This window comes from Streptomyces sp. NPDC096132 (assembly GCF_044763345.1).
GTDB lineage: Bacteria > Actinomycetota > Actinomycetes > Streptomycetales > Streptomycetaceae > Streptomyces.
In genome coordinates this window covers 100,346-125,749 of record NZ_JBIWGA010000007.1, presented here as the reverse complement: position 1 = coordinate 125,749, position 25,404 = coordinate 100,346, and the positions used below count along the sequence as shown (strand labels likewise).

The following is a 25,404-nucleotide window of genomic DNA, read 5'->3' as shown; positions in this document are numbered from 1 at the left end:
GGCCAGGGGGAGGTGACATCAGTCCTCTTCCGACGACGTCGGTGGGGCCGGTGCCGTGCGGTGCACGCTGCGGACGGCGGCGACGTCGGGGGACACGGTCGGGGGCGGGACCTGGGCGCTGAGGGCCGTCAGGCGGCGTTTGACGCTGGTCGCGATGGACTGGCCGAGGACGAAGCGGGTGGGCGTGGTGGCCCGGGGAGCGTGGTCGAGGAGGCGGTGGGCCTCGCGGCTGCGCAGGCCGGTGTGGCGCAGGAACAGATGGGCGAGGCGGTGTTCGCCGGCGGCCAGCGTCCGTCCGATGGTGTCGGCGGCCGCGAGGTCGAGCCGGTTGTCCGCCGCGCCGAGCACGGCGGCGGCCCGGACCCGGCCGAGGTCCAGCAGGGTGACCCCGGCCGCGGTGGCCGCGCACACCAGTTCGGCGGCGGCCCGCGGTCCGATGCCGTTGCTGGCGACCGACAGCCGGGTGAGCCGCCCGTAGGGCGCCCGGGCCAGCGCGTCGGCGAGGCGGAGGGCGCCGGCGTCGCCCAACCGGGCGGCGGACACGTAGAGTTCGTCGATCGCGCCGGCGGCGATCACCGCGGCGAGTGCCTCGGCGCCCGGTTCGCCCAGCGGGTTGCCGCCGACGAAGAGCCGCTCGATACGGCGTCCGTTGCCGGCGGCGGCCCGCAACGCGTCGGCCAGGACGGCGAGGCCCGCCGCGTCGAGGCCGGTCTGGACGAGGTCGAGGGTGCGCAACGTCCGGGCGGAGTCGATGAGTTCGGCCGCCGCCCGGCCTCCTGCGCCGCCCAGTGGATTGCGCTTGAGCCACACGCCGGTGACGACCTGCGGCGAGGCGCGCAGCTGGTCGGCGATCCGGCAGGCGCCGCCGGCGGTGATGCCGTTGCAGCCGAGGTAGAGCGTCTCGACCGGCGCGTCCGTGGCGGCCACGGCGGCGGCTCCGTCGTCGCCGAGGGCGTCGGTGCCCAGCAGCAGATGGCGTACCGGTGACGGGCCGTCGGCCAGGGCCTCGGCGATCAGCGCGGCGCCCTCCGCGCCCAGCCCCTGTTTGCACAGGTCCAGGCGGCCGTCCGGCAGCGCCGTCCCGGCCGCGAAGTCCAACCGCTCCCCCGCCGGCCGGCCGGCGCGCAGCCAGTCGAGCAGCGGGGCGAGATCGGCGACGGGGCGGGGAACGACGTACGGCACTCCGGCGAAGCCGGCCCGCCCGGTCGCCGGCCCGGGAGCGGTCGTCGGCCCGGGCCCGGCCGTCGGCCCGGGCACGGTCGTCGGCCCGGGCACGGTCGCCGGGTTCTCCTCGCTCACCACTCCGCCTCCCGGTAGTCCTTCAGGAACACGCCCGACACCGGGTCGCCGGCCTCGCCGCGCACGATCGGGTCGTACACCCGCGCCGCGCCGTCCACGACGTCGAGCGGGGTGCGGAAGCCGGCGCCCGCCATACGGGCCTTCTTCGGTGCCGGGTTCTCGTCGGTGATCCAGCCGGTGTCGACGGCGCACATGTGGACGCCCTGTCCCGCGAGTTCGGCGGCGCTGGTGCGGGTGAGCATGTTGAGGGCCGCCTTGGCCATGTTGGTGTGCGGATGGCCCGGCATCTTGTTGCGCACGGCGAACCGGCCCTCGACGGCGGTCACGTTGACGACGTAGCGGCGCGGGTGCGGGGAGGCGAGCAGCAGCGGCAGCAGCCGGTCGCACAGCAGGGCGGGGGCGAGGGCGTTGACGAGCTGGGTCTCCAGGACCTCGGCCGGGTCGAGCGCGCCGAGCGTCGCCGACCAGGAGTTCTCCGGGGAGGGGTCGGGCAGCAGTCCGGCCTCGTCGGCCTCGCGCAGGGCCGCCGGCAGGGAGGCGGCACCGCCCTCGAGCATCCGCATCGGCGCGAACCCCGGTGCCTGCCGCGCTCCTTCGGGCAGCGCGTCGTACTCGTCGGCCGCCAGCAGGGCGTACGACTGCGGCGGACGGCGCACCGTCTGGGCCGCGTTGTTGACGAGGATGTCGAGGGGCTCGCCCTCGGCGCGCAGTTCCTCGCACAGGCCCAGCACCTGGCGCGGGTCGCGCAGGTCGACGGCGAGGACGGTGAGCCGGTCCCGCCACGTCCCGCTGCCCGGTTCGGCGTGGAAGCGGCGCACGGTGTCGTGCGGGAAGCGGGAGGTGACCAGGACCTCCGCGCCGTCCCGCAGCATCATCAGCGCCAGCTGGAAGCCGATCTTCACGCGTCCGCCGGTCAGCAGGACCCGGCGCCCGCCGAGATCGGTGCTCAGGGCGCGGCGCGCGGTGTTGTCGGCGGCGCACGCGGGGCAGAGCCGGTGGTAGAAGGTGTCGATGTGTCGATACGGCGACTTGCAGACGTAGCAGGTGCGCGGCCGCTGGAAGACGCCTCCGGTGCCGGAGCCCGCCAGGGGTGCGTCCTCGCGCCGGTCCACGGCGCCGGTCACGGTGGCGGCCATCGCCGCGGCGTCGGCGGCCGACACCTCTGCGCCCCGGGCCTTGCGCCGCCTGAGCCGTCCGTCGCGCGCGAAGGACGCGGCGACCTGCTCGGCCCGCAGCCGTACGAGATCGTCGACGGGCAGGGCGCGCAGCTTGCCCACGACCTGGTGGAAGGCGGCCATCTCCGCCTCGGTGACCGGCGAGGTGACCGCCGCCGCCGTGCTCTCCTCGCCCATCCGTCCCCGCCCCCGCGCTCGCCGTACCGCGGTCCCGACCGGATTCGAACCGGCGTATCCACCTTGACAGGGTGGCGAGTCTGCCTCTGCTCTACGGGACCCCCGTCGCGCCCGGACGACCGGATTCGAACCGGCGTATCCGGCTGGGCAAGCCGGCGCGACTGCCTCTGCGCTACGTCCGGAGGCGCTCCCGGATCCTAACCGCACCCCCGCGATGCGGTCGCTCGGATTTTCGGGCCGCCTTCAGTGGCGTGGTGACGGCTCAGCGGGACGTGCGCCTGATCTGGAGGCGCTCCTTCTCGGACAGGCCGCCCCAGACGCCGAAGCGCTCGTCGTTGGCCAGGGCGTAGTCGAGACAGGCCACGCGCATCTCGCACATGCCGCAGATGCGCTTGGCCTCCCGCACCGAACTGCCGGGCTCGGGGAAGAAGAAGTCCGCCCCGGTCTGCGCGCACAGCGCCTCGCGCTGCCAGCCGAGGTCGGGTGTGGGGATCGTGTCGGTATGCATGGCCAGGATCGTGGCGCGCGGCGAAAAACGTTCGATCAACGCCAGATATACGCGGCACGGCAGGGCCGTCCGGCCGCCTCGATGATGACCGGGGCCGGGCCGTCGCGCACGGCGGCGCGCGGAAACACAGGGACTCCGAAAAGTAACCGCAGGTAACCGGAAGGGGGGCCGCCGCGCCGGGGCCGCACTCCGGCAGCGATTGTCAGTGGGCGGTGCAAGACTCGGCAGTGCAGGCAAGGGGACCCTTGTGAGGAGGGCGATCATGCTCACCACCCGTTTCGTCGACGGTGCTCCCAACTGGATCGACCTCGGTACGCCGGACATCGACGGCGCCACCTCCTTCTACGGCGCCCTCTTCGGCTGGAGTTTCCGGTCGGCGGGGCCCGAGGCCGGTGGCTACGGCTTCCTCCAGCTGGACGGGAGGACCGTCGCGGGCGGCATGCAGAACCCACCCGAGCAGGGCCCGCCGTCCTGGACGGTGTACTTCCGTACGGCGGACGCGGACGCCACCACCAAGGCCGCCGAACAGGCCCACGGCCGCGTGCTCTTCGCACCCATGGACGTGATGGGGCAGGGCACCATGGCGATCGTCGCCGACCCGGCCGGGGTGCCGTTCGGCCTCTGGCAGCCGGGTCTGACGAAGGGCGTGGACGTGGCGGGCGAGCCCGGCTCTCTCTGCTGGGTGGAGCTGTACACGCCGGACATCGCCGCGGCGGCCGCCTTCTACTACACGACACTGGGCCTGGAGACCTCCGCGGTGTCCTTCCCCGGCGGCGTCTACACGTGCGTCAACCCCTCCGGCGCGGGCGAGGACGCCATGTTCGGCGGGGTCGTCCCGCTGGCCGACGATCCGGTGGAGGCGGGGTCGGGCGCGTACTGGCTGCCGTACTTCGAGGTCACGGACGTGGACACGGTCGTCGCCGAGGCCGAGCGGCGGGGCGGCACGGTCCGGATGCCCGCGACGGACGTCGAGGGCGTCGGCCGCATGGCCAGGCTCGCCGACCCGTACGGGGCCCGCTTCGCGGTGATCAGGAGCGCACCGCAGCAGACCTGAGGGCGACCCCGGACGACGTGTGAGGCATGCCCGCACGGGACTTTCGAACACCCCCTAGGCCGAGGCGCGCCGCACCAGGGTGGTCGGCAGGACCACCCCGGCCGGGGCCTCGTCCGTGCCACGCGGGTCGAGGCGGCGCAGCAGGAGGCGAGCCATGATCCGGCCCATCTCCTCGATGTCCTGACGGACCGTCGTCAGCGGCGGGTCGGTGCCCTCGGCGACCGGCAGCATGTCGTCGAAGCCGACCACGGCCACGTCCTCGGGCACCCGCCGCCCGTGTTCGCGCAGGACGCGCAGCGCGCCGGAGGCCGCGAGGTCGTTGGCGGCGAACACGGCGTCGAGGTCGGGGCAGCGGTCGAGGAGTTCGCGCATCGCGCGCTCTCCGCCGCCGGGCGTGAAGTCGCTCTCCACGACGAGCCGCGGGTCCGCCGCCTCGCCCACGACGTCCCGGTAGCCGTCGAGCCGGTCCGCGGCGGAGGTCTGGTCGAGGGCGCCGGTGATGTGCGCGACGCGGGTGCGGCCGAGGCCGACGAGATGCCGTACGGCCTCGCGGGCGCCGCCTCGGTTGTCGCTGTCCACGTACACCACCCCACTGCTGCCGTCGCTCCAGCCGGGGCGGCCGCCGAACACGGTGGGGACGCCGGCGCCCTGGATGAGGCCGGGGAGGGGGTCGTCCAGGTGCAGGGAGAAGACCAGCGCGCCGTCGACATGCCCGCCGGCGAGATAGCGGGCGACGCGCGTGTGGTCGTCGCGGCCCTCGGTGAGCAGCAGCACCAGTTGGTTGTCCTGTGCCGTCAGCTCCTTGCTGATGCCGCGGAGCTGGAGCGCGAAGAAGGGGTCGGCGAAGACCCGGGTCTCCGGTTCCGCGATGACGACGGCCACGGCACCGTGCCGCTTCGTCACCAGACTCCGCGCGGCCTGGTTGGGCACGTACCCGAGCTCCTCCACGGCCCGCCGCACCCGCTCCACCAGCGGCTCCCGGACCCCGTCCCCACCATTGACGACCCTCGACACGGTGGCCCTGGACACCCCGGCCCGCGCGGCCACGGCCTCCAGGGTGGGACGCTGCGCGGTCTCGGTCACGTCGGGGCTCCTCCTCGCCGGGTGCGGCTCAGGATAGCTCCGGGAACGAGCGGCGGTGAGAGCGCTCTCGTCGCGTCGCCCGACGCCGTCGGTGACCGAGTGTCAGTGGGGCGCGTGGCTCAGGGTGCCGACGGGTCGCCCTCGCGCCGGGAGCGGGGCGGCGGCGGGTTGTTCTCGTCGCGGGCCCTGCTCGGTTGGACCCGTTTCGGTTCGCCCGGCATCTTCGGGTACTCCGGGGGGTACGGGAGGTCGCCCAGGCCGTGGTCGTGTTCGTCGCGGCGGGCGAGGTCCAGGAGGGCTTCCAGGGAGAAGGCGTGGTCGTCCATGTCGGCGTGGACGTCGCCGAGTTCGGCGTAGCGGGCCGGCATGGTCGCGATGTCGAAGTCGCGCGGGTGGGCCTCGCCGACCTCCTCCCAGCGCAGCGGCGCCGAGACGGGCGCGTGCGGGCGGGGGCGTACGGAGTAGGCGGAGGCGATGGTGCGGTCGCGGGCGGTCTGGTTGTAGTCGACGAAGATGCGCTCGCCGCGCTCCTCCTTCCACCACTTGATCGTCACCCGGTCCGGCATGCGCCGTTCCATCTCCCGGCCGACTGCGATGGCGGCGCGCCGGACCTGGGTGAAGGTCCAGCGGGGCTCGATCGGCACGAAGACGTGCAGGCCGCGGCCGCCGGAGGTCTTGGGCCAGCCGCGCAGGCCGCCGAACTCGTCGAGGACGGCGCGCAGTTCGTGGGCAGCGCGGACGGCGTCGTCGTAGTCGGTGCCCGGCTGCGGGTCGAGGTCGATGCGCAGTTCGTCGGGGCGGTCGACGTCGTCGCGGCGGACGGGCCAGGGGTGGAAGGTGAGTGTGCCGTACTGGGCGGCCCACAGCACCGCCGCCTCCTCGGTGGGGCACATCTCGTCGGCGCTGCGGCCGCTGGGGAAGGTGATGTGGGCGGTCGGGATCCAGTCGGGCATGTTCTTCGGGGCCCGCTTCTGGAAGAAGGACTCGCCGGTCACGCCGTCGGGATAGCGCTCCAGGGTGGTGGGGCGGTTGCGCAGGGCGCGCAGGATGCCGGGGGCGACCGCCTGGTAGTAGCGGGCGAGGTCCAGCTTGGTGAAGCCGCGCTCCGGAAAGAAGACCTTGTCCGGGCTGGACAGCCGTACGGTCCGACCGCCCGCCTCCAGTTCCACCGCGTCACCCATGCGAGCCACGGTAGGCGTAACGCCCATGGCGCGCATACCGGGCGATCCGCACGGGTGGGGCGCAGAATCGGAGCATGGATCTGCCGGTGATGCCACCCGTGAAGCCGATGCTCGCCAAGTCGGTGGCGGCGATTCCGCCCGGTATGCAGTACGAGGCGAAGTGGGACGGGTTCCGGGCGATCGTGTTTCGTGACGGGGACGAGGTCGAGCTGGGCAGCCGTACCGGGAAGCCGCTGACCAGGTACTTTCCCGAGCTGGTGGAGGCGCTGAAGGAGCGGGTGCCCGAGCGGTGCGTGCTGGACGGGGAGATCGTGATCGCCCGGGAGGGGCGGCTGGACTTCGACGCGCTCACCGAGCGCATCCACCCGGCGGAGTCGAGGGTGCGCACGCTGGCCGAGCGGACCCCGGCGTCGTTCGTGGCGTTCGATCTGCTGGCGCTGGCGGACACCTCGCTCCTCGACGTGCCGCTGACCGGCCGGCGGGAGCTGCTGACCAGGGCGCTGGGGGGAGTGACCCCGCCCGTGCACCTGGCGCCGGCGACGACCGACGCCGAGGTGGCCCGGCAGTGGTTCGAGCGGTACGAGGGCGCCGGCCTGGACGGTGTGATCGCCAAGCCGCTCGCCCTGCGCTATCTGCAGGACGAACGGGCCATGTTCAAGGTCAAGCACGAGCGCACCGCGGACGTGGTGGTCGCCGGCTACCGCTTCCACAAGAGCGGTCCCGTGGTCGGCTCCCTGCTGCTGGGCCTGTACGACGAGCGCGGGGCCCTGCAGCACGTCGGGGTGTCGGCGGCCTTCCCCATGAAGCGCCGGGCCGAGCTGGTCGAGGAGCTGGAGCCGCTGCGGATGGCGGACGCGACCGGGCATCCGTGGGCGGCCTGGACCGAGGAGGCGGCGCACGAGACGGCCCGGCTGCCGGGGGCGCCGAGCCGCTGGTTGGGCAAGAAGGACCTGTCGTGGGTGCCGGTGCGGCCCGAGCGGGTGGCCGAGGTGGCGTACGACCACATGGAGAACGGGGCCCGCTTCCGGCACACGGCCCGCTTCCGCCGCTGGCGCCCGGACCGCACCCCGGCCAGCTGCACGTACGCGCAGTTGGAGGAGCCGGTCCGCTACGACCTCGCGGAGATCCTCGGGACGCCCCCGGTGACCCCGTGACTCACGGCGTCATCAGGATCTTCACCGCGCCGTCCTGCTTGCGCTGGAACATCTCGTACGCGTGCGGCGCCTCCGCCAGTGACAGGCGGTGGGTGGCGAAGTCGTCGACGCCGAGGGGGTCCTCGTCGGTGAGGTACGGCAGGATGTCGTCGCTCCAGCGGCGGACGTTGGCCTGGCCCATGCGGATCTGGAGCTGCTTGTCGAACAGGGTGATCATGGGCAGCGGGTCTGCCGTGCCGCCGTAGACGCCGACCAGGGAGAGGGTGCCGCCGCGCCGCACCAGCTCGATGGCGGTGTGCAGGGCGGCGAGCCGGTCGACGCTGAAGCGTTCCGCGAGGGGGCCGCCCAGGGTGCGCGGCAGCAGCGCGGCGGCGTTCTGCACCAGGCGGGCGGCCGCGCTGCCGTGAGCCTCGGTGCCGACGGCGTCGATCACGGCGTCGGGTCCGCGCCCGTCGGTCTGGTCGCGGATGGCGGCCACCAGTTCCTTCTCGCTGTCGAAGGCGCGCAGATCGTACGTCTCCACGCCCCGCGCCCGGGCCCGCCGCAGCCGCTCGCCGACCAGGTCGACGCCGAACACCCGGCCGGCGCCGCGCACCTGGGCGATGCGGCAGGCCATGTCACCGATGGGGCCGAGGCCGAGGACCGCGACGCTGCCGCCCTCGGGGACGTCGGCGTAGGCGACGGCCTGCCAGGCGGTGGGCAGGACGTCGGAGAGATAGACGAACCGGTCGTCGGGCGGGCCCGGAGGGACCTTGATCGGGCCGAACTGGGCCTGCGGGACGCGTAGATACTCGGCCTGGGCGCCCGGCACCGCGCCGTACAGGCGGGTGTAGCCGAACAGGGCGGCGCCCATGCCCTCGCCGGTGACCTGGGTGGTCTCGCACTGCGTGGGCAGGGAGTTCAGGCACATCCAGCAGTTGCCGCAGGCGATCTGGAACGGCACCACGACCCGGTCGCCGGCCATGAGGTCGGGCACCCCGGCGCCGACCTCCTCGACGATGCCCATCGGCTCGTGGCCGAGGATGTCGCCCGGGGTCATGAACGGGGTGAGCACCTCGTACAGGTGCAAATCGGAGCCGCACAGCCCGGTGGACGTGATGCGGATGACGACGTCCGTGGGTTCCTGGATCCCCGGGTCGGGCACGGTCTCCACCCGGACGTCCCGCTTCCCCTGCCAGGTCACTGCCTTCATGGTGCCGCACTCCCTCCGCCGGTCCGGTCCGTCCCGGCGGGTCCGGGGGTCCCGGTCCTGACTGTGCCCCTCCGGGTACCCGGGGCGCCGCCTCCGTCACACGGCCCGCTCGCACCGGCGCGATCCCGGTCACGCAGAGGCGTGACCGAACAGACGAGCGCACAATCGAGACACGGAACGGGGTGGCGATGGTGGGTACACGACGCGCGAGACGCTCCACGACGGCGGCCGGGGCCAGGACGACCAGGGCACCGGCGGTCGCCGCGGCACTCGCCGCCGCCCTCGCCCTTGCCGCAGGCTGTACGACGACCCGCTCCCCCAGCCCCGACGACGGACGCAGCACGTCGGGAAGACCGAACGGTGTCAGCCCGCCCGCGACAGCCCTCGGCGCGGTCCTCGCCGTGAAGATCGACAACGCGGACGCGGCCCGCCCCCAGACCGGTGTGGACGCCGCAGACCTGGTGTACGTCGAGCAGGTCGAGGGCGGGCTGAGCCGGCTGATGGCGGTGTACGCGAGCAGGCTGCCGCGGTCCGTGGGGCCGGTGCGCAGTGCCCGGGAGTCCGATCTGGAGCTGCTGGGCCAGTTCCGTCGGCCGGTGCTGGCCTTCTCCGGGGCGCAGAGCAAACTGCTGCCGCTGATCGACCGGGCTCCGCTGGACGCCGTGACACCGGGCGACGCGTCCGGCGCCTACTACCGCGGCGCGGACCGGGCCGCCCCGCACAACCTCTACCTCCGCCCGGACCGGCTGCTGACCTCGGCGCCGGGCGCGGCCGCGCTCACCACCGGCTTCCACTACGGCCCCGCGCCCTCCGGCGGCCGGGCGCAGGCCTCGCACACCGTCCGCTATCCGGCGGCGCGCTTCACCTTCACCTGGTCGGCGGACCGGGCCCGCTGGCTGGTCTCCACGGACGGCACGCCGACGGTGACGGCCGACGGACAGCGGGTGGCTCCGGCCACGGTGGTCGTGCAGTACGTGAAGGTGCGCGAGTCGGGCTTCCACGACGTCCTCGGCAACAACACGCCGTACACCGAGACTGTGGGTTCGGGGACGGCCGAGGTGCTGCGCGACGGGCGGGTCTACGACGTGCGCTGGAAGCGGCCGACGGTGCGGGACGGCACGGACTTCACCACCGACGACGGCAACCCGGTCGACTTCGCCGAGGGCCAGGTGTGGATCGTCTTCGCGAAGGCGCCGCCGGAGGCCCCCTAGGTCGGACACGGCCCAGGGGGTCAGCCTTGGGGTACGAGCGGTTCCGTGGGGTTGCGCAGGTCTTCCGCCGCGTCCGAGACCCTGCGGATGAGGTCGAAGAACTGTGCCTGTTCCGCGGCGGAGAGCGGGGCGAGGAAGACCTGGTTCATTCGGGCCGTGCGGACGGTCAGTTTGCGGTGGGTGCGCAGGCCGTCGTCCGTGAGGCGCAGCAGGGAGCGGCGGCCGTCCTGGGGGTCGCGGACCTTGTCGAGCAGCCCGCGGCGGCCGAGCCGGCTGACGACCTCGGCGATGGTCGACCGGTCGAGGCCGACCCGCTCCCCCACCGTGCGCTGGTCCAGCCCCGGCTCGGCGACGAGCGTGTTCAGGACCGCGAACTGCGGCGAGGTGATCTCCTCCGAGACCATCGTGTTCCAGAGCAGGTAGTGCGCCTGCTGCAGCCGCCGGGCGAGGTGCCCGGGGTGGGTGGTGAGGTCCAGCGCGGCCATGTGCACTCCCCGTCCGAATTAGTCGGTGCACTGAACAATACTCGCCATCCCCGCGCCTGTCTCCGTGAGCGCCACCTCGTCGTCCCAGCTCTTGACGCCTTCACCCTCCGGTGGCAGCGTGGGACACCTCGCTGAAATACTCAGTGCGCTGATTAATTCGCAGAGATGGGGCTCAACGGATGGACAAGGTGGTCGCCACGGCCCTGGAGGCGGTGGCCGACGTGCCGGACGGCGCGTCGCTGGCGGTGGGTGGCTTCGGACTGAGCGGCGTGCCGAACGTCCTCATCCAGGCCCTGTACGAGCGGGGGGTCACCGGCCTGTCGGTCGTCTCCAACAACTGCGGGGCGATGGAGTCGGGCCTCGCGGTCCTGCTCGCCGCCGGGCGGATCTCCCGGGTGACCGGTTCCTACATCGGCGCGAACAAGGAGTTCGCCCGCCAGTACCTGGCCGGGGAGCTCGAGGTCGAGCTGATCCCGCAGGGCACCCTCGCCGAACGGCTGCGGGCCGGCGGCGCCGGCATCCCCGCCTTCTACACCCCCGCCGGAGTGGGCACCCAGGTCGCCGAGGGCGGACTGCCGTGGCGCTACGACGGTGAGGGCGGCGTCGCGCTGGCGTCGCCGCCGAAGGAGGTGCGCGATTTCGACGGCACGGAGTATGTGCTGGAGCGCGGCATCCGCACCGACTTCGCGCTGGTCAGGGCGGCCAAGGGCGACCGGCACGGCAACCTGGTCTTCAACAAGTCCTCCCGCAACTTCAACCCCCTCGCGGCGATGGCGGGACGGGTGACGATCGCCGAGGTCGAGGAACTGGTTGAGCCCGGCGAGATCGACCCGGACGCGGTGCACCTGCCGGGGATCTTCGTGCAGCGGGTGATCGCGCTGACCCCGGAGCAGGCGGCCGACAAGAAGATCGAGCAGCGGACGGTGAGCAACTGATGGCCTGGACACGCGAGGAGATGGCCGCCCGCGCCGCGCGCGAACTTCAGGACGGCCAGTACGTCAACCTCGGCATCGGACTGCCGACCCTCATCCCCAACTACCTCCCCGAGGGCGTCGAGGTGGTGCTGGAGAGCGAGAACGGCATCCTCGGCACCGGCCCCTACCCGACCGAGGACCGGGTCGACCCCGACCTGATCAACGCCGGCAAGGAGACCGTGACCGTCCTGCCCGGCGCCTCCTTCTTCGACTCGGCCCTGTCCTTCGGCATGATCCGGGGCGGGCACATCGACGTGGCCGTGCTCGGCGCGATGCAGGTGTCCGAGGGCGGCGACCTGGCCAACTGGGCCATTCCGGGAAAGCTGGTCACGGGGATCGGCGGCGCCATGGACCTCGTCCACGGGGCTCGTAAGGTCATCGTCGTCATGACCCACACCGCGAAGGACGGCTCGCCGAAGATCCTCGAGGAGTGCGCGCTGCCGCTCACCGGGAAGGCGTGTGTCGACCGGATCATCACCGACCTCGGTGTCCTCGACGTCACCGAGGAGGGGCTGGTGCTGGTGGAGACCGCCCCCGGGGTGAGTGTCGAGGACGTCGTGACGAGGACCGCCGCCACGCTCCGTATCGGTGAGGAGGTCGAGTGATGAAGACCGTGTACGTGGTCGACGCCGTGCGCACCCCGATCGGCCGCTACAACGGCGGCCTGGCGGGCGTGCGCCCCGACGACCTCGCCGCGCACGCCGTGCGCGAGCTCCTCGCCCGTACGCCGGACCTCGACCCGGCCCGGGTCGAGGACGTGTACTTCGGCAACGCCAACGGCGCGGGCGAGGAGAACCGCAACGTCGGCCGGATGGCCGCGCTCCTGGCGGGCCTGCCCACCTCCGTGCCGGGCGTCACCGTCAACCGGCTGTGCGCCTCCGGCCTCGAGGCCGTGATCCAGGCGGCCCGCGCCATCGCGGTCGGCGACGCCTCCGTCGCCGTGGCCGGCGGTGTGGAGTCGATGACCCGGGCGCCGTACGTGCTGCCGAAGTCGGACCGGCCGTTCCCCGCCGGGCATGCCGAGCTGTACTCGACCACGCTGGGCTGGCGGATGGTCAACCCGAAGATGGACCCGCAGTGGACCATCCCGCTGGGCGAGTCGGCGGAGCTGATCGCCGACAAGCACAAGATCGGCCGGGAGCAGCAGGACGAGTTCGCCCTCGCCTCCCACCGGAAGGCCGCGAAGGCCCAGGCGGAGGGGCTGTTCGACGCCGAGCTCGCGCCGGTGCCGATCCCGCGGCGCAAGGGCGAGCCGGTGGTGTACGGCGCCGACGAATGCGTACGGCCGGATGCCTCGCTCGCGGCGATGGCCAAGCTGAAGCCGTCCTTCCGCACCTCCGAGGGAACCGTCACCGCGGGCAACGCCTCGCCGCTCAACGACGGTGCCGCCGCGCTGTTGCTCGTCGACGAGGAGGGCCTCGCCGCCACCGGCCGTGAGCCGCTGGCCCGGGTGTCCGCCACCGGGGTCTCGGCGATCGACCCGCACTACTTCGGGCTCGCCCCCGTCGAGGCGGTCAACCGGGCGCTCGCCAAGGCGGGCAAGGGGTTCGACGACCTCTCGGTGCTCGAGCTGAACGAGGCGTTCGCCGCCCAGGTGCTGGGCTGTGTCGCCGAGTGGCCCGAGTTCGACCCGGCGGTCCTCAACCCGCAGGGCGGGGCCATCGCCCTCGGTCACCCGCTCGGCGCCTCCGGCGCCCGTCTCGCCGGCACCGTCGCCCACCAGCTCGCCCGCAAGGGCAGCGGCGTCGGCGTCGCCACCCTCTGCATCGGCGTGGGCCAAGGCCTCGCCCTCGTCCTCGAACGTTAGGCCTCCAGGAATCGCCATGACTCTCACCCAGCACGACATCGACCAGGAGATCGCGGCCGAGCACGCCGCGTACGAGAAGCGGATCGCCGACGGCGCGCCCGTCGAGCACCAGCCGCGCCGCGACTACGCGCCGTACCGCTCCTCGGTCCTGCGCCACCCCAAGCAGCCGCCGATCACCATCGACGTGACGAAGGACCCGGAGCTGGTGGAGCTGCACTCCCCCGCCTTCGGAGAGCGTGACATCACCGAGATCGACAACGACCTGACCCGGCAGCACAACGGCGAACCGATCGGCGAGCGCATCACCGTCTCCGGCCGGCTGCTCGACCGTGACGGCCGGCCGATCCGGGGCCAGCTGGTCGAGATCTGGCAGGCGAACTCGGCGGGCCGCTACGCCCACCAGCGCGAGCAGCACGACGCCCCGCTGGACCCGAACTTCACCGGCGTCGGCCGCACCCTGACCGACGACGACGGGCAGTACCACTTCACGACCGTCCAGCCGGGCCCGTACCCGTGGCGCCAGCACCTCAACGCCTGGCGGCCCGCCCACATCCACTTCTCGCTCTTCGGGACGGCGTTCACCCAGCGGCTCGTGACGCAGATGTACTTCCCGAGCGACCCGCTGTTCCCGTACGACCCGATCATCCAGTCGGTGACGGACGACGCGGCGCGCCAGCGGCTGGTCGCGACGTACGACCACGACCTGTCCGTGCCGGAGTTCTCGATGGGCTACCACTGGGACATCGTGCTCGACGGACCGAACGCCACCTGGATCGAAGAAGGACGCTGACCTGCCATGACGAAGATCGACACGAGCCGTCCGGAGACCGTGCTCCCGACCCCGTCGCACACGGTCGGCCCGTTCTACGGCCACGCCCTGCCGTTCCCCGGCGGCGGCGACATCGCCCCTATCGGCCACCCGGACACCATCGCCCTGCAGGGGTACGTCTACGACGGCGAGGGCAACCCGCTGCCGGACGCGTTCGTGGAGCTGTGGGGCGCCGACCCGGACGGCAACGTCCCGCGGGTCGACGGCTCGATGCGGCGCGACGCGTCGTCCGGCGGCTTCCTGGGCCGCAACGGCGTGGAGTTCACCGGCTGGGGCCGCATCCAGACGGACGCGAACGGGCACTGGTCGGCGCGGACGCTGCGCCCGGGCGCGCGCGGGCAGAGCGCCCCGTACCTGAGTGTCTGTGTGTTCGCGCGCGGGCTGCTGGTGCACCTGTTCACCCGGATCTACCTGCCCGGTGACGACGCGGCCCTCGCCGCCGACCCGCTGCTGCGGCAGCTGGACCCGGCGCGGCACGCCACGTTGATCGCCCAGGACGGCCCGCTGGGCACCTACCGTTTCGACATCCGCCTTCAGGGCGAAGGCGAGACGGTCTTCCTGGAGTTCCAGTGACTTCTGCTCAGCCCGAGTCCGGTCTGCTCTCCCCGGGGTGGACCGGCTCCCCCGCCGCCTCCGCGACCGGCGACGGCGCCTTTCTGCGGGCGCTCCTGGACGCGGAGGCCGCGCTGACCCGCGCCCAGGAGGCGCTGGGGCTGGCCCCGGAGGGGGCCGGGGCGGCGGTCACCGAGGCAGCCTCCGGTGACTTCGACGTCCGTTCGCTGGCCGAGCGCGCCCGCGCCGGCGGCAACCCGGTGATCCCGCTGGTCGGGGACCTCACCAGGGCGGCCGGCGCGCAGTACGGGGCGTACGTCCACCGGGGCGCCACCAGCCAGGACATCATGGACACGGCGACGATGCTGGTCGCGGTGCGCACCCTGGACCTGGTCCTGGCCGACCTCGACCGCACGCAGGGCGCGCTGGCCCGGCTCGCGGCCGAGCACCGGGACACGGCGATGCCGGGACGGACGCTCACCCAGCACGCCGTACCGACGACCTTCGGGCTGAAGGCCGCCGGGTGGCGTTCCCTCGTCCTGGACGCCCGGGAGCGGATCACGGCCGTACGGGACGCGCTGCCCGCCCAACTCGGCGGCGCCGCCGGGACGCTGGCCGCCTTCACGGCGTACGGCGCCGAGGACGCGACCGCGCTGCCCGCCGCGTACGCGCGTGAACTGGGCCTCGCGGCACCGCTGTTGCCGTGGCACACCCTGCGGACGCCGATCGCCGACCTCGCCGCCTGCCTGGCCTTCACGGCGGGGGCGCTGGGCAAGCTCGCGACGGACGTCCTCACCCTGGCCCGCACCGAGATCGCCGAGGTGGCGGAGGGCAGCGGGGGCGGGTCCTCGGCCATGCCGCACAAGGCGAACCCGGTGCGCTCGACGCTGATCGCGGCCGCCGCCCGGCGCGCCCCGCAGCTCGCGGCCGTGCTGTACGGGTCGCTGGCGGCGGAGGACGAACGTCCGGCCGGGGCCTGGCACGCCGAGTGGGAGCCGCTGCGGGACCTGCTGCGGCTGGCGGGCGGAGCCGCCCGGGACGCGGCCGAACTGACCGAGGGACTGCGGGTGCACCCGGACGCGATGCGCGCGCATCTGGACCTCACCCACGGGCTGATCGTCTCCGAGCGGCTGTCCGCCGAGCTGTCGGGCGTGCTGGGCCGTGCCGGTGCCAAGGAGCTGCTCACCCGGCTCGCCCCGCGCACCTACACCGAGGGCCGCTCGCTGGCCGAACTCCTGGCCGAGGAGCCCGACTTGAAGGACCTCGACCTCGGCGACCTCACCGACCCCGCCCGCTACACCGGCTCCGCCGGAGCCCTCACCGACCGTGCGCTGGAGCGACGTTGACCGAGAAGCTGCTCAACCACCGTGCCGAGGGCCCGGCTTCCGCGCCCGCGCTGCTGCTCGGCCCCTCGCTGGGCACCTCGTACGCCCTGTGGGACAAGGTCGCGCCCGAGCTGTCCATCACCCACCGGGTGGTCCGCTACGACCTGCCGGGGCACGGCGGCTCCCCGGCGGACCTGATCGGGCCCGGGGCGACCATGGGCGACCTCGCCGGCCTGGTGCTGGCGCTCGCCGACTCGCTCGGCCTGGAGCGGTTCGCGTACGCGGGTGTGTCGCTGGGCGGCGCGGTGGGCCTGCACCTCGCGCTGCACCACCCCGAGCGGGTGTCCAAGCTGGCGGTGATCTGTTCCTCGGCCCACTTCAACGGCAGCAGGCCGTGGGAGGAGCGGGCCGCGCAGGTGCGGCGCGAGGGGCTGGACAAGCTCGCGGAGACCGCCGACGCCCGGTGGTTCACGCCCGGGTTCACCGTGCCGGAGCTGGTCGCCGACCACCGGAACGCCGACCCCGACGGCTATGCGGCCTGCTGTGACGCGCTGGGCGCGTTCGATCTGCGGGAGCGGCTGGCGGAGATCTCCGTACCGACGCTGCTGATCGCCGGGCGGCAGGATCCGGCGACTCCGCCCGCTCATCTGCGGGAGATCGCGGACGCGGTGCCGGGAGCCGCGCTCGTGGAGATCCCGGGCGCCTCGCATCTGGCGCCCGCGGAGCAGCCGGAGGCCGTGCTGACCTCGATGCGCGCCCACTTCGACGGAGCAGCCGGCGGCGCCAAGCGGGGCATGGAGGTGCGGCGCCAGGTGCTCGGCGACGCGCACGTGGACCGGGCGCAGTCGCGGCAGTCCCCCTTCACCGCCCGCTACCAGGACTTCATCTCGCGCTACGCCTGGGGCGAGATCTGGACCGACCCCACGCTCAGCCGCCGCGAGCGCAGCATGATCACGCTGACCGCGCTGGTCGCGCACGGCCACTACGACGAGCTGGCCATGCACGTCCGCGCCGCCCGGCGCAACGGGCTCACCCCGGACGAGATCGGCGCGGTCCTGCTGCAGACGGCCGTGTACTGCGGGGTCCCGGCGGCGAACTCGGCGTTCGCGACAGCCCAGCGGGTGCTGGAGGAGGAAGGGTGATCCCGGTGGTCGTAGCTCCGGCGGTGTCTCGCACACCGCCGGGCCCCGTGCCTACCGTGGAAGCATGTCCACCATCCTGATCACCGGCGCCACCTCCGGCCTCGGCCGGTACGTCGCCTTCGAGCTGGTCCGCTCCGGTCACCTCGTCCTCGCCCACGGCCGCGATCCGGACCGTACCGCGGCCCTGGTCGAGGAGTTGCGGGCGGAGGGCGAGGCGGAGGGGTTCGTCGCCGACCTGGCCTCGCTGGCGCGGGTGCGCGAGCTGGGCGCGCGGGTCGCCGAGGCCCATCCGGAGCTCGACGTGCTCGTCAACAACGCGGGCCTGGGCGCCGGTGCGCCCGGCTCGGGCCGTGAGGTGAGCGCCGACGGGCACGAACTGCGGCTGGCCGTCAACTACCTGGCGCCGGTGGCGCTGACCCGCGCGCTGCTGCCGGTGCTGCGGGCGAACGCGCCGGCACGGATCGTCAACGTCGGCTCCGTCGGCCAGGAGCCCGTCGACCCCGACGACCCGGAGTTCACCCGCGACTACGGCGGCTTCCCGGCGTACTGCCGCAGCAAGTTCGCCCTCGCGGCCCATACGTTCGGCCTCGCCGAGGAGCTGGCGGGCAGCGGGGTGGCGGTGAACGTGCTGCACCCGGCCACGTTCATGGACACGGCGATGGTCCGCGAGGGCGGCGTCGCGCCCTGGTCCACGGTCGCCGACGGCGCACCGGGCGTCCTGGCACTGGCCACCGAGGACCTGGGCACGGGCCGCTACTTCGACGGGACGCGCCCGGCCCGCGCCCACGAGGACACCTACGACCCGAAGGTGCGCGACCGCCTGGCCCGGCTCACCGAGGAACTGCTGGCCGGCTGACCCCCTAGCGGGGGTCCAGTGCCAGCAGTCCCTCGCGGGCCTGTTCCGCCTGGGTCACCAGGCCGTCGGCGCCGCAGGTGCGGGCCAGGGTGAGACCGCGGTTCAGCTCGGACACCGAGCGGGACAGGATGCCGTACTCGATGCGGGCGGCCGCGTGTTCGTACTGGCTGGGCGAGGACTCCAGCAGGGTGACCGCCTGATGGGCCAGCCGGACCGCGCGCTGGCCGGTCTCCAGGGCGGCGGCGCAGCGCAGGGCCTCGCCGATCGCGGTGTCGGTGCCGAACCGCTCGGCCCGGCGGCGGGCGTCGGCGGCGAGCCGGGCCGCGCGGGCCGGGTCCTCGGTCGCGAGGGCCCGGGCGAGGTCGACCGCCCACGGCACCATCACGGGGTTGAGGTGCCCGCGCACGGCCGCCGCCTTCTCCGCCTCCTCCAGTTCGTTGACGCCCTCGGAGGTGCGGCCCACGGCGAGCAGCAGCCGGCCGCGCACCGAGCGGGGGTCGGGCAGCACGATGGTGGACGGGTACGGCGGGGCGAAGCCCCACTCCTCGGCGACCTCCCAGGCCTCGTCGACATGACCGCGGGCCAGCAGCACGTCGACCAGGTTGCAGGTGGCCGACCAGTACAGGGGCAGGCCGCGGCCGACGCGTTCGGCGATGAGCAGGGACTTCCTGAGGGACTCCTCCGCCTCCTTCAGCTTGCCCCGGCGGCGCAGGCCGAGTCCGAGGTAGGCGTGGGCGAGCGCGAGGTGGCCGCCGCTCCAGCCGGCCGACTCGTAGGTGCGCAGGGCCTCGTTGAAGAGGGCGTCGGCGCGGTCGAGGCGGTCGGTGTAGGCGTAGGAGCTGGACAGCATCATCAGGAGTTCGATGCCCCACTCCTGGTCCGTCCAGCCGAGGCCGGGGGCGAGGCGGCCGTTGACGAGGGAGCGGTCGCAGAACTCGACGACCTCCTCGGCGTTCTCCCCGCGGGTCACGGCGTCGAAGCCGCGCAGGATGAGCAGGGCGCGTTCGGCGTTGTCGCGGCGAGCGCGGCGAGCCGCTCGGAGCGGCCCGGTGAGGTCGCCTCGCCCGCGTGCACGCCCTCCCACATGAACTGCACGGCCTGCAGCCGCATCTTCGCCGGGCCGGGGCCGAGCCGGGCGGCCTCCGCCTCGACCGTGCGGACGGCCTCCTCCATCTGGTCGTTGTGCAGGAGCGCCTGGGACAGGCGGTAGACGGCGTCGATCCGCTCGTCGCCGTCGAGCCCGGGCATGGCGAGTGCCGTGCGCAGGTGTTCGACGGTCTTCGCGGGCGCGGTGAGGAGGGTGGCGCAGCCGAGGTCGTAGAGCACGCGCGCGTGGACCTCCGGGTCGGGCGGTTCCGCCAGGGCGCGCTCCAGGCAGCGGCGGGCCGCGTCCGGGGCGCCGACCGCGAGGTGTTCGCCGGCGGCTCCGCGCAGCTGCTCGACGAGTTCCTGGTCGCCCTCCGGGTGGACCTGGATGAGGTGCCGGGAGGCGGCCGCGAGGCCCTTGCCGGCCTCGGTGACGATCCGGGCGGCGATGCCGTGCATCGCGGTGCGCAGGCTCGGCGGGATGTTGTCGTAGACGGCGGTGGCGATGAGCGGGTGGACGAACTCCAGGTCGCCGCCGGCGGCGGGGACGGCCGCCGGGTCCGGTTCGGTCAGGATGCGGGCGGTGCGCAGCAGTTCGGCGCAGCGGACCGCGGTGTCACGGCCCATGACGGCGAGCCGGGACGCCTCGTCGATGGAGATGCCGACGCCGCCGAGGATGGCGGCCGCCATGGCGAACCGGGTGGCCTCCACGCCCAGTTCCTCGAGGCGGTCGACGAGTCCGCCGCCGCGCGCCGCGCGGTTCAGGGGACGCAGTTCGACGGCCGAGGACTCGGTCGGCTCCAGGCCCTTGTCCTTGACCTTGGCGAGGAGTTCGACGGTGTCGTAGGGGTTGCCGTCGGTGACGGCCCACACCTCGCGGCAGAACGCGGCGTCGGCGTGCTCCCCGAGCCTGGCGCGGGTCAGTCCGGCGACCGCGGCCGGGGTGAGGGTGCTGACGCTGGTGACGGAGCGGCCCGCGGCCTCGCCGATCGCGTCGAGGTAGCGGCCCTGCTCCCCCGTCACCTCGCCCGGGCGGCGCGCCACGACGACCAGGACGCAGAGGTGGTCGAGGCGTTCGACGAAGGCGGCGAGCCAGCGCAGGGTCTCCTGGTCGGCCCAGTGCGCGTCGTCGATCAGCAGCACGAGCGGGTAGTCGCGGGAGGCCAGCCGGGTCACGGCGGCGACGAGGCCGTCGCACACGCCCTGCGGGTCGGCCTGGCCCTCGCCCGGCTCCGCTATGCCGAGCGCGGGGCCCGCGATGTCGTACCAGTCGCCGAGGTATTCGCGGGCCTCCTCCGGCAGCAGGGACAGCAGCGCGGGCTGCAGCAGCTGCCGTACCACGTTGAAGGGAACGGACCTGAGGGTCTCGCCGCCGCGCGCCGCCCAGACCGTGCAGTTGCGCTCCTCGGCGATGCGACGTGTCTCGGCCAGCAACGCGGTCTTCCCTACCCCGGCCTCGCCCCGGAGCACCAGCAGGTGACCCGAGGAGGACCGGTCGGCGCAGAGCGCGTCCACCGCCCGCGCGATCTCGGCGACCTCCTCTTCGCGCTCCCACAGGGAAGCCGAGGCGGCCCCCGCCGGCCGTGCCTCCGTCATCCCGCTACCTCCCCAATGTCGCCCGGACGACGTACAGAACTCGAGCGTAGCCGTCCGGACCGCGCCGTGGAGGCAGTCCGGGCAGGTCTTGCCTGCACGGGTGACGGCGCGGACCCCGGTGCGCCGGGACGGGCCTGCGTCTGAGGCCCCGGAACGTCAACGGCGGTCGACGCGTATCGAATTGACGTCGGTTTCCCGCCATCCGGGACGACCTCCGGGGCGGCCGCCCGCGCCGCCGGATTCGACGCAATGCCCTCCCCTCTCATCCGCCTTTCACCGATGCCTCATACGGTGGGGTCATGACGCAGGTGACTCCTCCCGGGTGGTACCCCGACCCGGGGCAGACAAGTGACGGTCCCGCCACCGAACGCTGGTGGGACGGCAGGGCATGGACGGACCAGACCCGCCCCGCGGGCTCGGCCGCCGCATGGGGGCCGCCGGCGCAGGCGCCGACCGACGGCGCATACGCGGCGTACCCGACGTATCCGGCGTATCCGGCGCCGCCGGCGGGCACCGGCCCGCGGCGCGGACTGCGGACGGGCATAGCCGTCGCGGCGGCGGTCGCGGTCCTCACCAGCATCGGGGTCGGCGTGTACGCGCTGTCCAAGGACGACGGCGGCGGTGGCGGCGGTACGGCCCAGGGGCCGGGCGGCCAGGGCGGACCGGGCGGCAACGGCGGCACGGGCGGTCCCTTCGGCGGCTCGGGCGGGTCCGGTGGCTCCGGTGGTTCGGGCGGTTCGGGGGGCTCCGGTGGTTCGGGCGGGGCCTCGCCCTCCCCCGAGGAGTCCGAGGCGCCGAAGATCAAGAGCGGGTCGGTGACCGACGCGCTCAACGGGATCAGCATCCCGATCCCGGACGGCTGGTACGGGCAGGAGGGGAGCGGGGGCGCGGCGGTGACGTCCGAGTCCTCCTACAAGTGCCCCGGCGACACCTCCAAGACCTGCACCAAGGGCGGGGTGTACTCCTCGCCCGTCGAGGTGCTGGGCACCAAGGGGGACACCGCCGAGGAGGTCGCCAAGGCGGACATCGCGGCCAACGCCGAGCAGTCCTACGGCGGTACGACGTACGGCGCGATCACCTCGCACAGCGTGCTCGCCTCCAAGGCGGTGACCGTGGCCGGGCAGAAGGGCTACCTGGTGCGCTGGAAGGCGGTCACCAGCAAGGGCGCCGACGGCTATGTCGAGTCGCTGGTGTTCCCGGCGCCGGCGAACACCAAGCGGCTGGTGGTGCTGCGCTTCGGCGTGGACGCGGACCAGAGCGTGTCCGTCATCGACACCATCACCAAGGGCATCAAGGTGGCGTCGGGCGGGGGCAGCGGCCAGGACGTGTGAGGCACAGCAGTCGGCCGGGTGGGGCGCCCCTCCGCTCAAGGGGAACCCCACCCGGCCGGGGGGTGCGCGCCGCCCCCGTCCCCACGGTGCGGCGCGAGCAGGTCACCGTCCGGTCATCCCGTGGACGGCGGCCTGAGCCTGTATGGAATTCAGGGTGAGTCCGGGCCCTGCGGGGGACCGAGCCCGAGCGCCGGCAGTACGGCGGCCTCCACGAAGCGGACCAGGTAGCAGGGGTCGGCGTACTCCCCGTCGACGACGGGCCGGGCGCGGACCACGCCGAACATCTGCGCCGGGATGTACTCCAGCGCCGGGTGGTCGGCGGGGATCTCCCCGCGCTCGACCCCGCGCCGCAGGATCTCCCGCAGGGCCTCGATCTCGGGGTCGATCAGCGCCTCGCGCAGCGCCCGCGCGAGTTCCTCGTCCCCGTGCACGGCGTGGCCGAGGGCCTGCAGCAGCTGGGTGTCGGTCATCGACCAGCGGCCCGCGCACCGTCCGGCCTCGCGCAGGTCGTCGGCGAGCGAGCCGGTGTCGATCCCGGCGAGCCGCGCCGTACGCCGGGAGCGCAGGGCGGCCACGACGAACTGGGGCTTGGTCTTCCACTGCCGATAGAGCGTGGACTTGCTGCAGCGGGTGCTGGCGGCGACGCCCTCCATGGTGACCGCTTCGTATCCGCACTCGCGGATCTGCTCGAGGACGGCGTCGAAGAACTCCTGCTCGCGCTGGGGCGTGAGCTTGGAGCGGCGCGTGGCGGTGACCTGCTCCGGTCCGTCCGCGGCCTGCGACGTCATCTTCTCTTCTCCTCGCTTCCGGTTCGCCTGGTGCGCGGCCCGTGCGGGCCCTCACTCCAGTGTGTCGTATGTCAATCGATACGCCAGTGTACCGGTACTCGCGCGTATCGGTACACTGCCGTATCGGTACGATGTCGTATCGATCGATCAAACGCACGACCGCACGCACACGCACCACCCACACGCACCACCGCCAGTGAAGGGGCCGGGGTATGAATGCCCGCACCGAGCCTGCAGAAGCGGAGCCGGCGCCGCCGGCGCGGCCGCCCATAGTCCGCGAGCTCCTGCTCGTCGCAGGACTCTTCCTCGTCTACAAGTTCGGGCGGCAGCTGGCCACGGGCCACACCGCCGAGGCCTTCCGCAACGCCGGTGACGTGTGGCACGCCGAACGGTGGCTGCACCTCCCCGGGGAGGGCGCGGTGCAGTCCCTGCTGCTGCACGGCGACACCCTGGTCCGGGTCGCGAACACCTACTACGCGACCGTGCACTTCCCGGCCACCCTGGCCTTCCTCGTCTGGCTGTACCTCCGGCGTCCGGCGCACTACGTGTGGGCCCGCCGGGTGCTGGCCGCCGTCACCGCCGCCGCCCTGGTGCTGCACCTGGCGTTCCCGCTCGCCCCGCCGCGGATGCTCGCGGCGGCGGGCCTGGTCGACACCGCGCGGGTCTACGGCCCCTCGGTGTACGGGCCGCCGCAGACCGACCACCTGTCGAACCAGTTCGCGGCGATGCCCTCCCTGCACTTCGGCTGGGCCCTGATGGTGGCGATCGGGCTGGTCGTGGCGACCCGGTCGCGGTGGCGCTGGCTGTGGCTGCTGCATCCGCTGGTGACGCTGCTGGTGATCGTGGGGACGGCGAACCACTACTGGCTGGACGCGGTCGTGGCGGGCGCCCTGCTCGGTGTCGTGCTCGCGGTGGTCCACGCGCCCGCGCGGACGAACACCACCGCCGGACGCGGGGTCCTGCGGCCGGCCCGGGCGAAGACCGGGGACCAGGTCCTGGTGGGAGCGGGTCGATGAACGCCACCCTGGTCGCCATAGTCCTCTCCCTGTTCTCGGCCGTCGCCTACGCGGCCGCGGCCGTCGCCCAGGAGCGGCTCGCCTCCCGGTCCCCCGGGGCGGGGCTGGCGCGGATGCTGCGCCGGGGCGCCTGGTGGGCCTCGGTGGGGCTGAACGCCTCGGCCGCGCTGCTGCACGTGGTGGCGCTGAAGTACGGTCCGCTGACCGTGGTGCAGCCGCTGGGCGCGCTGACGCTGGTCGCGGCGGTGCCGATGGGCGCCCGGGTCGCGGGGCGGCGGGTCACCGCGGCCGAGTGGCGGGGCACCCTCTACACGCTGGCGGGTCTGGGCGCGATCCTGGTCACCGCGTCGGGTCCGGCCCCCGAGGACGTGCTGAGCGCCTCCGAGGCGGTCGCCGTGGCGGGCGCCACGGCGGCGGTGATCGGGCTGCTGGCGCGGCCCGGCACCCGGCCCGGGCTGCGGCACGCGACCGCGTCGGGCTTCGCCTCCGGGGTCGCCTCGGCGCTCACCCAGACGGTGACGGTGGCGGCGACGGACCGCTCGGGCTCCCTGCTGAGCGTGCAGGTGATCGGGGTGGCGGTGCTGGTCGCGGCATTCGCGACGGGCGGGCTGCTGCTGTCGCAGACCGCCTACCGGGGCGGGCTCGGCGCCCCGCTGGCGATGGTGACGCTGGCCAACCCGGTGGCCGCCGCGGCGATCGGCGTCGTCCTCCTGGGCGAGCGGCTCCAGGGCGGGGCGGCCGGCGTCCTCCTCGCCCTGGCGGGCGCGGGACTCGCCGGGTGGGGCGTGGTGCTGCTGTCCCGGGCGACACCCGAGCCCGACCCCCTGCCCGCCTACGACGAGGAACACCCCGTCGCAGCGGTACTCGCCCTGCGCCCGGGAACGGCATCAGCGGAACCGGCACTACTGCCCCGGCCGACATCCGAACCAGGACATCTCACGCCACTGTGAGGGCCCCGGGGCCGACCGCACCCACCGAACCGCCGACGCCGGACGCCACGCCCGCCATGACCGCGGGAGTCAGAGTCTGCACACGCCATGGCCCGGCATCAGAGGCTGCCCGCGATGGCCCCGGCGTCGGACGCCACGCTTTGCATTCCACGGCCCCGGTGCCAGAGGCTGCGCCCGTCGGAGCGCGGGCGCCAGAGACTGCGCCCGCCACCGCGCCAGCGTCAGGGCCTGCACACTCCACGACCCCGGCGCCAGAAGCTGCGCCCGCCGGCGCGCGGATGCCAGAGGCTGCGCCCACCGACGAGCCGACGTCAGAACCTGACCCCGCGACAACCCCGGCGTCCAACGCCACCCCCCATGGCACCGACGCCAGAGCCTGCACACTCCACGACCCCGGCGCCAGAAACTGCGCCCGCCGGCCCGCGGATGCCAGAGGCTGCGCCCACCGACGAGCCGACGTCAGAACCTGACCCCGCGACAACCCCGGCATCCAACGCCACCCCCCATGGCACCGACGCCAGAGCCTGCACACTCCACAACCCCGGCGCCAGAAACTGCGCCCGCCGGCCCGCGGATGCCAGAGGCTGCGCCCACCGACGAGCCGACGTCAGAACCTGACCCCGCGACAACCCC

22 protein-coding genes, 2 tRNA genes and 1 pseudogene are annotated in these 25,404 nt (G+C 73.7%); 14 read left to right on the top strand and 11 right to left on the bottom strand.

The annotated features are described in order from the left end of the window. Positions 1–18: 18 nt before the first annotated feature. The 5 genes from ACIRF9_RS18485 to ACIRF9_RS18465 form a co-directional block, all read right to left on the bottom strand. Positions 19–1,299 carry a ribonuclease inhibitor gene (locus tag ACIRF9_RS18485; RefSeq protein ID WP_403822774.1) on the bottom strand — a complete coding sequence of 427 codons (1,281 nt, stop codon included), beginning with the start codon at positions 1,297–1,299 and terminating at the stop codon, positions 19–21. Then, positions 1,296–2,651 (bottom strand): SDR family NAD(P)-dependent oxidoreductase, encoded by a 1,356-nt coding sequence (locus ACIRF9_RS18480; RefSeq protein WP_403822771.1) that lies wholly within the window; start codon positions 2,649–2,651, stop codon positions 1,296–1,298. The genes ACIRF9_RS18485 and ACIRF9_RS18480 overlap by 4 nt, the downstream gene beginning before the upstream one ends. A 29-nt stretch (positions 2,652–2,680) precedes the next feature. Beyond that, positions 2,681–2,752 (bottom strand) — tRNA-Asp (locus tag ACIRF9_RS18475). Between the two features lie 9 nt (positions 2,753–2,761). Next, a tRNA-Gly gene (locus ACIRF9_RS18470) sits at positions 2,762–2,833 on the bottom strand. An 80-nt stretch (positions 2,834–2,913) separates the two neighbouring features. Further along, positions 2,914–3,159, bottom strand: coding sequence for a WhiB family transcriptional regulator (locus tag ACIRF9_RS18465; protein ID WP_403822769.1), 246 nt, complete (start codon positions 3,157–3,159; stop codon positions 2,914–2,916). A gap of 262 nt (positions 3,160–3,421) precedes the next feature. Here ACIRF9_RS18465 and ACIRF9_RS18460 point away from each other — a divergent pair, with 262 nt between their 5' ends. Then, a complete protein-coding gene (locus tag ACIRF9_RS18460; RefSeq protein ID WP_403822766.1) occupies positions 3,422–4,213 on the top strand; it encodes a VOC family protein in 792 nt (263 codons plus the stop codon). Between the two features lie 54 nt (positions 4,214–4,267). On the opposite strand, the gene ACIRF9_RS18455 is transcribed toward ACIRF9_RS18460, so the two are convergent. Both ACIRF9_RS18455 and ligD read right to left on the bottom strand, forming a co-directional pair. Next, complete coding sequence (locus ACIRF9_RS18455) at positions 4,268–5,296, bottom strand: LacI family DNA-binding transcriptional regulator (RefSeq protein WP_403822763.1); 1,029 nt, start codon at positions 5,294–5,296, stop codon at positions 4,268–4,270. A 119-nt stretch (positions 5,297–5,415) separates the two neighbouring features. Further along, positions 5,416–6,477 (bottom strand): non-homologous end-joining DNA ligase, encoded by a 1,062-nt coding sequence (gene ligD, locus ACIRF9_RS18450; RefSeq protein WP_403822760.1) that lies wholly within the window; start codon positions 6,475–6,477, stop codon positions 5,416–5,418. Between the two features lie 74 nt (positions 6,478–6,551). Here ligD and ACIRF9_RS18445 point away from each other — a divergent pair, with 74 nt between their 5' ends. Continuing rightward, positions 6,552–7,631, top strand: a complete 1,080-nt coding sequence (locus ACIRF9_RS18445) for an ATP-dependent DNA ligase (RefSeq protein WP_403822757.1) — start codon at positions 6,552–6,554, stop codon at positions 7,629–7,631. A gap of 1 nt (position 7,632) precedes the next feature. Here ACIRF9_RS18445 and ACIRF9_RS18440 read toward each other — a convergent pair whose 3' ends face one another. Continuing rightward, entirely contained in the window at positions 7,633–8,823 is a 1,191-nt protein-coding gene (locus ACIRF9_RS18440) for a zinc-dependent alcohol dehydrogenase (RefSeq protein WP_403822754.1), read from the bottom strand. A 188-nt stretch (positions 8,824–9,011) separates the two neighbouring features. Between ACIRF9_RS18440 and ACIRF9_RS18435 the strand changes: the two genes are divergently transcribed. Beyond that, positions 9,012–10,034 carry a DUF3048 domain-containing protein gene (locus ACIRF9_RS18435; RefSeq protein WP_403822751.1) on the top strand — a complete coding sequence of 341 codons (1,023 nt, stop codon included), beginning with the start codon at positions 9,012–9,014 and terminating at the stop codon, positions 10,032–10,034. A 20-nt stretch (positions 10,035–10,054) separates the two neighbouring features. Here ACIRF9_RS18435 and ACIRF9_RS18430 read toward each other — a convergent pair whose 3' ends face one another. Further along, a complete protein-coding gene (locus ACIRF9_RS18430; protein ID WP_403822748.1) occupies positions 10,055–10,519 on the bottom strand; it encodes a MarR family winged helix-turn-helix transcriptional regulator in 465 nt (154 codons plus the stop codon). Between the two features lie 179 nt (positions 10,520–10,698). Between ACIRF9_RS18430 and ACIRF9_RS18425 the strand changes: the two genes are divergently transcribed. The 8 genes from ACIRF9_RS18425 (at position 10,699) to ACIRF9_RS18390 (ending at position 18,004) form a co-directional block, all read left to right on the top strand. Further along, entirely contained in the window at positions 10,699–11,454 is a 756-nt protein-coding gene (locus tag ACIRF9_RS18425; protein ID WP_403822746.1) for a CoA transferase subunit A, read from the top strand. Next, the gene (locus ACIRF9_RS18420) at positions 11,454–12,098 is read left to right on the top strand and encodes a CoA transferase subunit B (RefSeq protein ID WP_403822743.1); all 645 of its coding nucleotides are present in this window, start codon (positions 11,454–11,456) and stop codon (positions 12,096–12,098) included. Before ACIRF9_RS18425 ends, ACIRF9_RS18420 begins: the two co-directional genes overlap by 1 nt. Further along, positions 12,098–13,300, top strand: coding sequence for a thiolase family protein (locus tag ACIRF9_RS18415; RefSeq protein ID WP_403822740.1), 1,203 nt, complete (start codon positions 12,098–12,100; stop codon positions 13,298–13,300). Before ACIRF9_RS18420 ends, ACIRF9_RS18415 begins: the two co-directional genes overlap by 1 nt. Positions 13,301–13,316: 16 nt before the next feature. Then, positions 13,317–14,090 (top strand): protocatechuate 3,4-dioxygenase subunit beta, encoded by a 774-nt coding sequence (gene pcaH, locus ACIRF9_RS18410; protein ID WP_403822737.1) that lies wholly within the window; start codon positions 13,317–13,319, stop codon positions 14,088–14,090. A gap of 6 nt (positions 14,091–14,096) precedes the next feature. Then, positions 14,097–14,702 (top strand): protocatechuate 3,4-dioxygenase subunit alpha, encoded by a 606-nt coding sequence (pcaG, locus tag ACIRF9_RS18405; RefSeq protein ID WP_403822734.1) that lies wholly within the window; start codon positions 14,097–14,099, stop codon positions 14,700–14,702. Next, positions 14,699–16,027: a 3-carboxy-cis,cis-muconate cycloisomerase gene (gene pcaB, locus ACIRF9_RS18400; protein WP_403822731.1), complete on the top strand. Its 1,329-nt coding sequence runs from the start codon at positions 14,699–14,701 to the stop codon at positions 16,025–16,027. Before pcaG ends, pcaB begins: the two co-directional genes overlap by 4 nt. After that, entirely contained in the window at positions 16,024–17,148 is a 1,125-nt protein-coding gene (pcaD, locus tag ACIRF9_RS18395) for a 3-oxoadipate enol-lactonase (RefSeq protein WP_403822728.1), read from the top strand. The genes pcaB and pcaD overlap by 4 nt, the downstream gene beginning before the upstream one ends. Before the next feature lie 64 nt (positions 17,149–17,212). After that, positions 17,213–18,004 carry an SDR family NAD(P)-dependent oxidoreductase gene (locus ACIRF9_RS18390; RefSeq protein WP_403822726.1) on the top strand — a complete coding sequence of 264 codons (792 nt, stop codon included), beginning with the start codon at positions 17,213–17,215 and terminating at the stop codon, positions 18,002–18,004. Positions 18,005–18,008: 4 nt separating this feature from the next. On the opposite strand, the pseudogene ACIRF9_RS18385 reads toward ACIRF9_RS18390, so the two are convergent. After that, a pseudogene (locus ACIRF9_RS18385) lies at positions 18,009–20,686 on the bottom strand (ATP-binding protein). Between the two features lie 299 nt (positions 20,687–20,985). Between ACIRF9_RS18385 and ACIRF9_RS18380 the strand changes: the two are divergent. Next, on the top strand, positions 20,986–22,017 hold the full coding sequence (locus ACIRF9_RS18380; protein ID WP_403822723.1) for a DUF2510 domain-containing protein: 1,032 nt from the start codon (positions 20,986–20,988) through the stop codon (positions 22,015–22,017). 149 nt (positions 22,018–22,166) lie between these two features. On the opposite strand, the gene ACIRF9_RS18375 is transcribed toward ACIRF9_RS18380, so the two are convergent. After that, on the bottom strand, positions 22,167–22,805 hold the full coding sequence (locus tag ACIRF9_RS18375; protein ID WP_403822720.1) for a TetR/AcrR family transcriptional regulator: 639 nt from the start codon (positions 22,803–22,805) through the stop codon (positions 22,167–22,169). Between the two features lie 212 nt (positions 22,806–23,017). On the opposite strand from ACIRF9_RS18375, the gene ACIRF9_RS18370 reads away from it, so the two are divergent. Together ACIRF9_RS18370 and ACIRF9_RS18365 are read left to right on the top strand one after the other, a co-directional pair. Beyond that, positions 23,018–23,821 carry a phosphatase PAP2 family protein gene (locus ACIRF9_RS18370; protein WP_403822718.1) on the top strand — a complete coding sequence of 268 codons (804 nt, stop codon included), beginning with the start codon at positions 23,018–23,020 and terminating at the stop codon, positions 23,819–23,821. After that, positions 23,818–24,771, top strand: a complete 954-nt coding sequence (locus tag ACIRF9_RS18365; RefSeq protein WP_403822716.1) for a hypothetical protein — start codon at positions 23,818–23,820, stop codon at positions 24,769–24,771. Before ACIRF9_RS18370 ends, ACIRF9_RS18365 begins: the two co-directional genes overlap by 4 nt. The last annotated feature ends 633 nt before the right edge of the window (positions 24,772–25,404 follow it).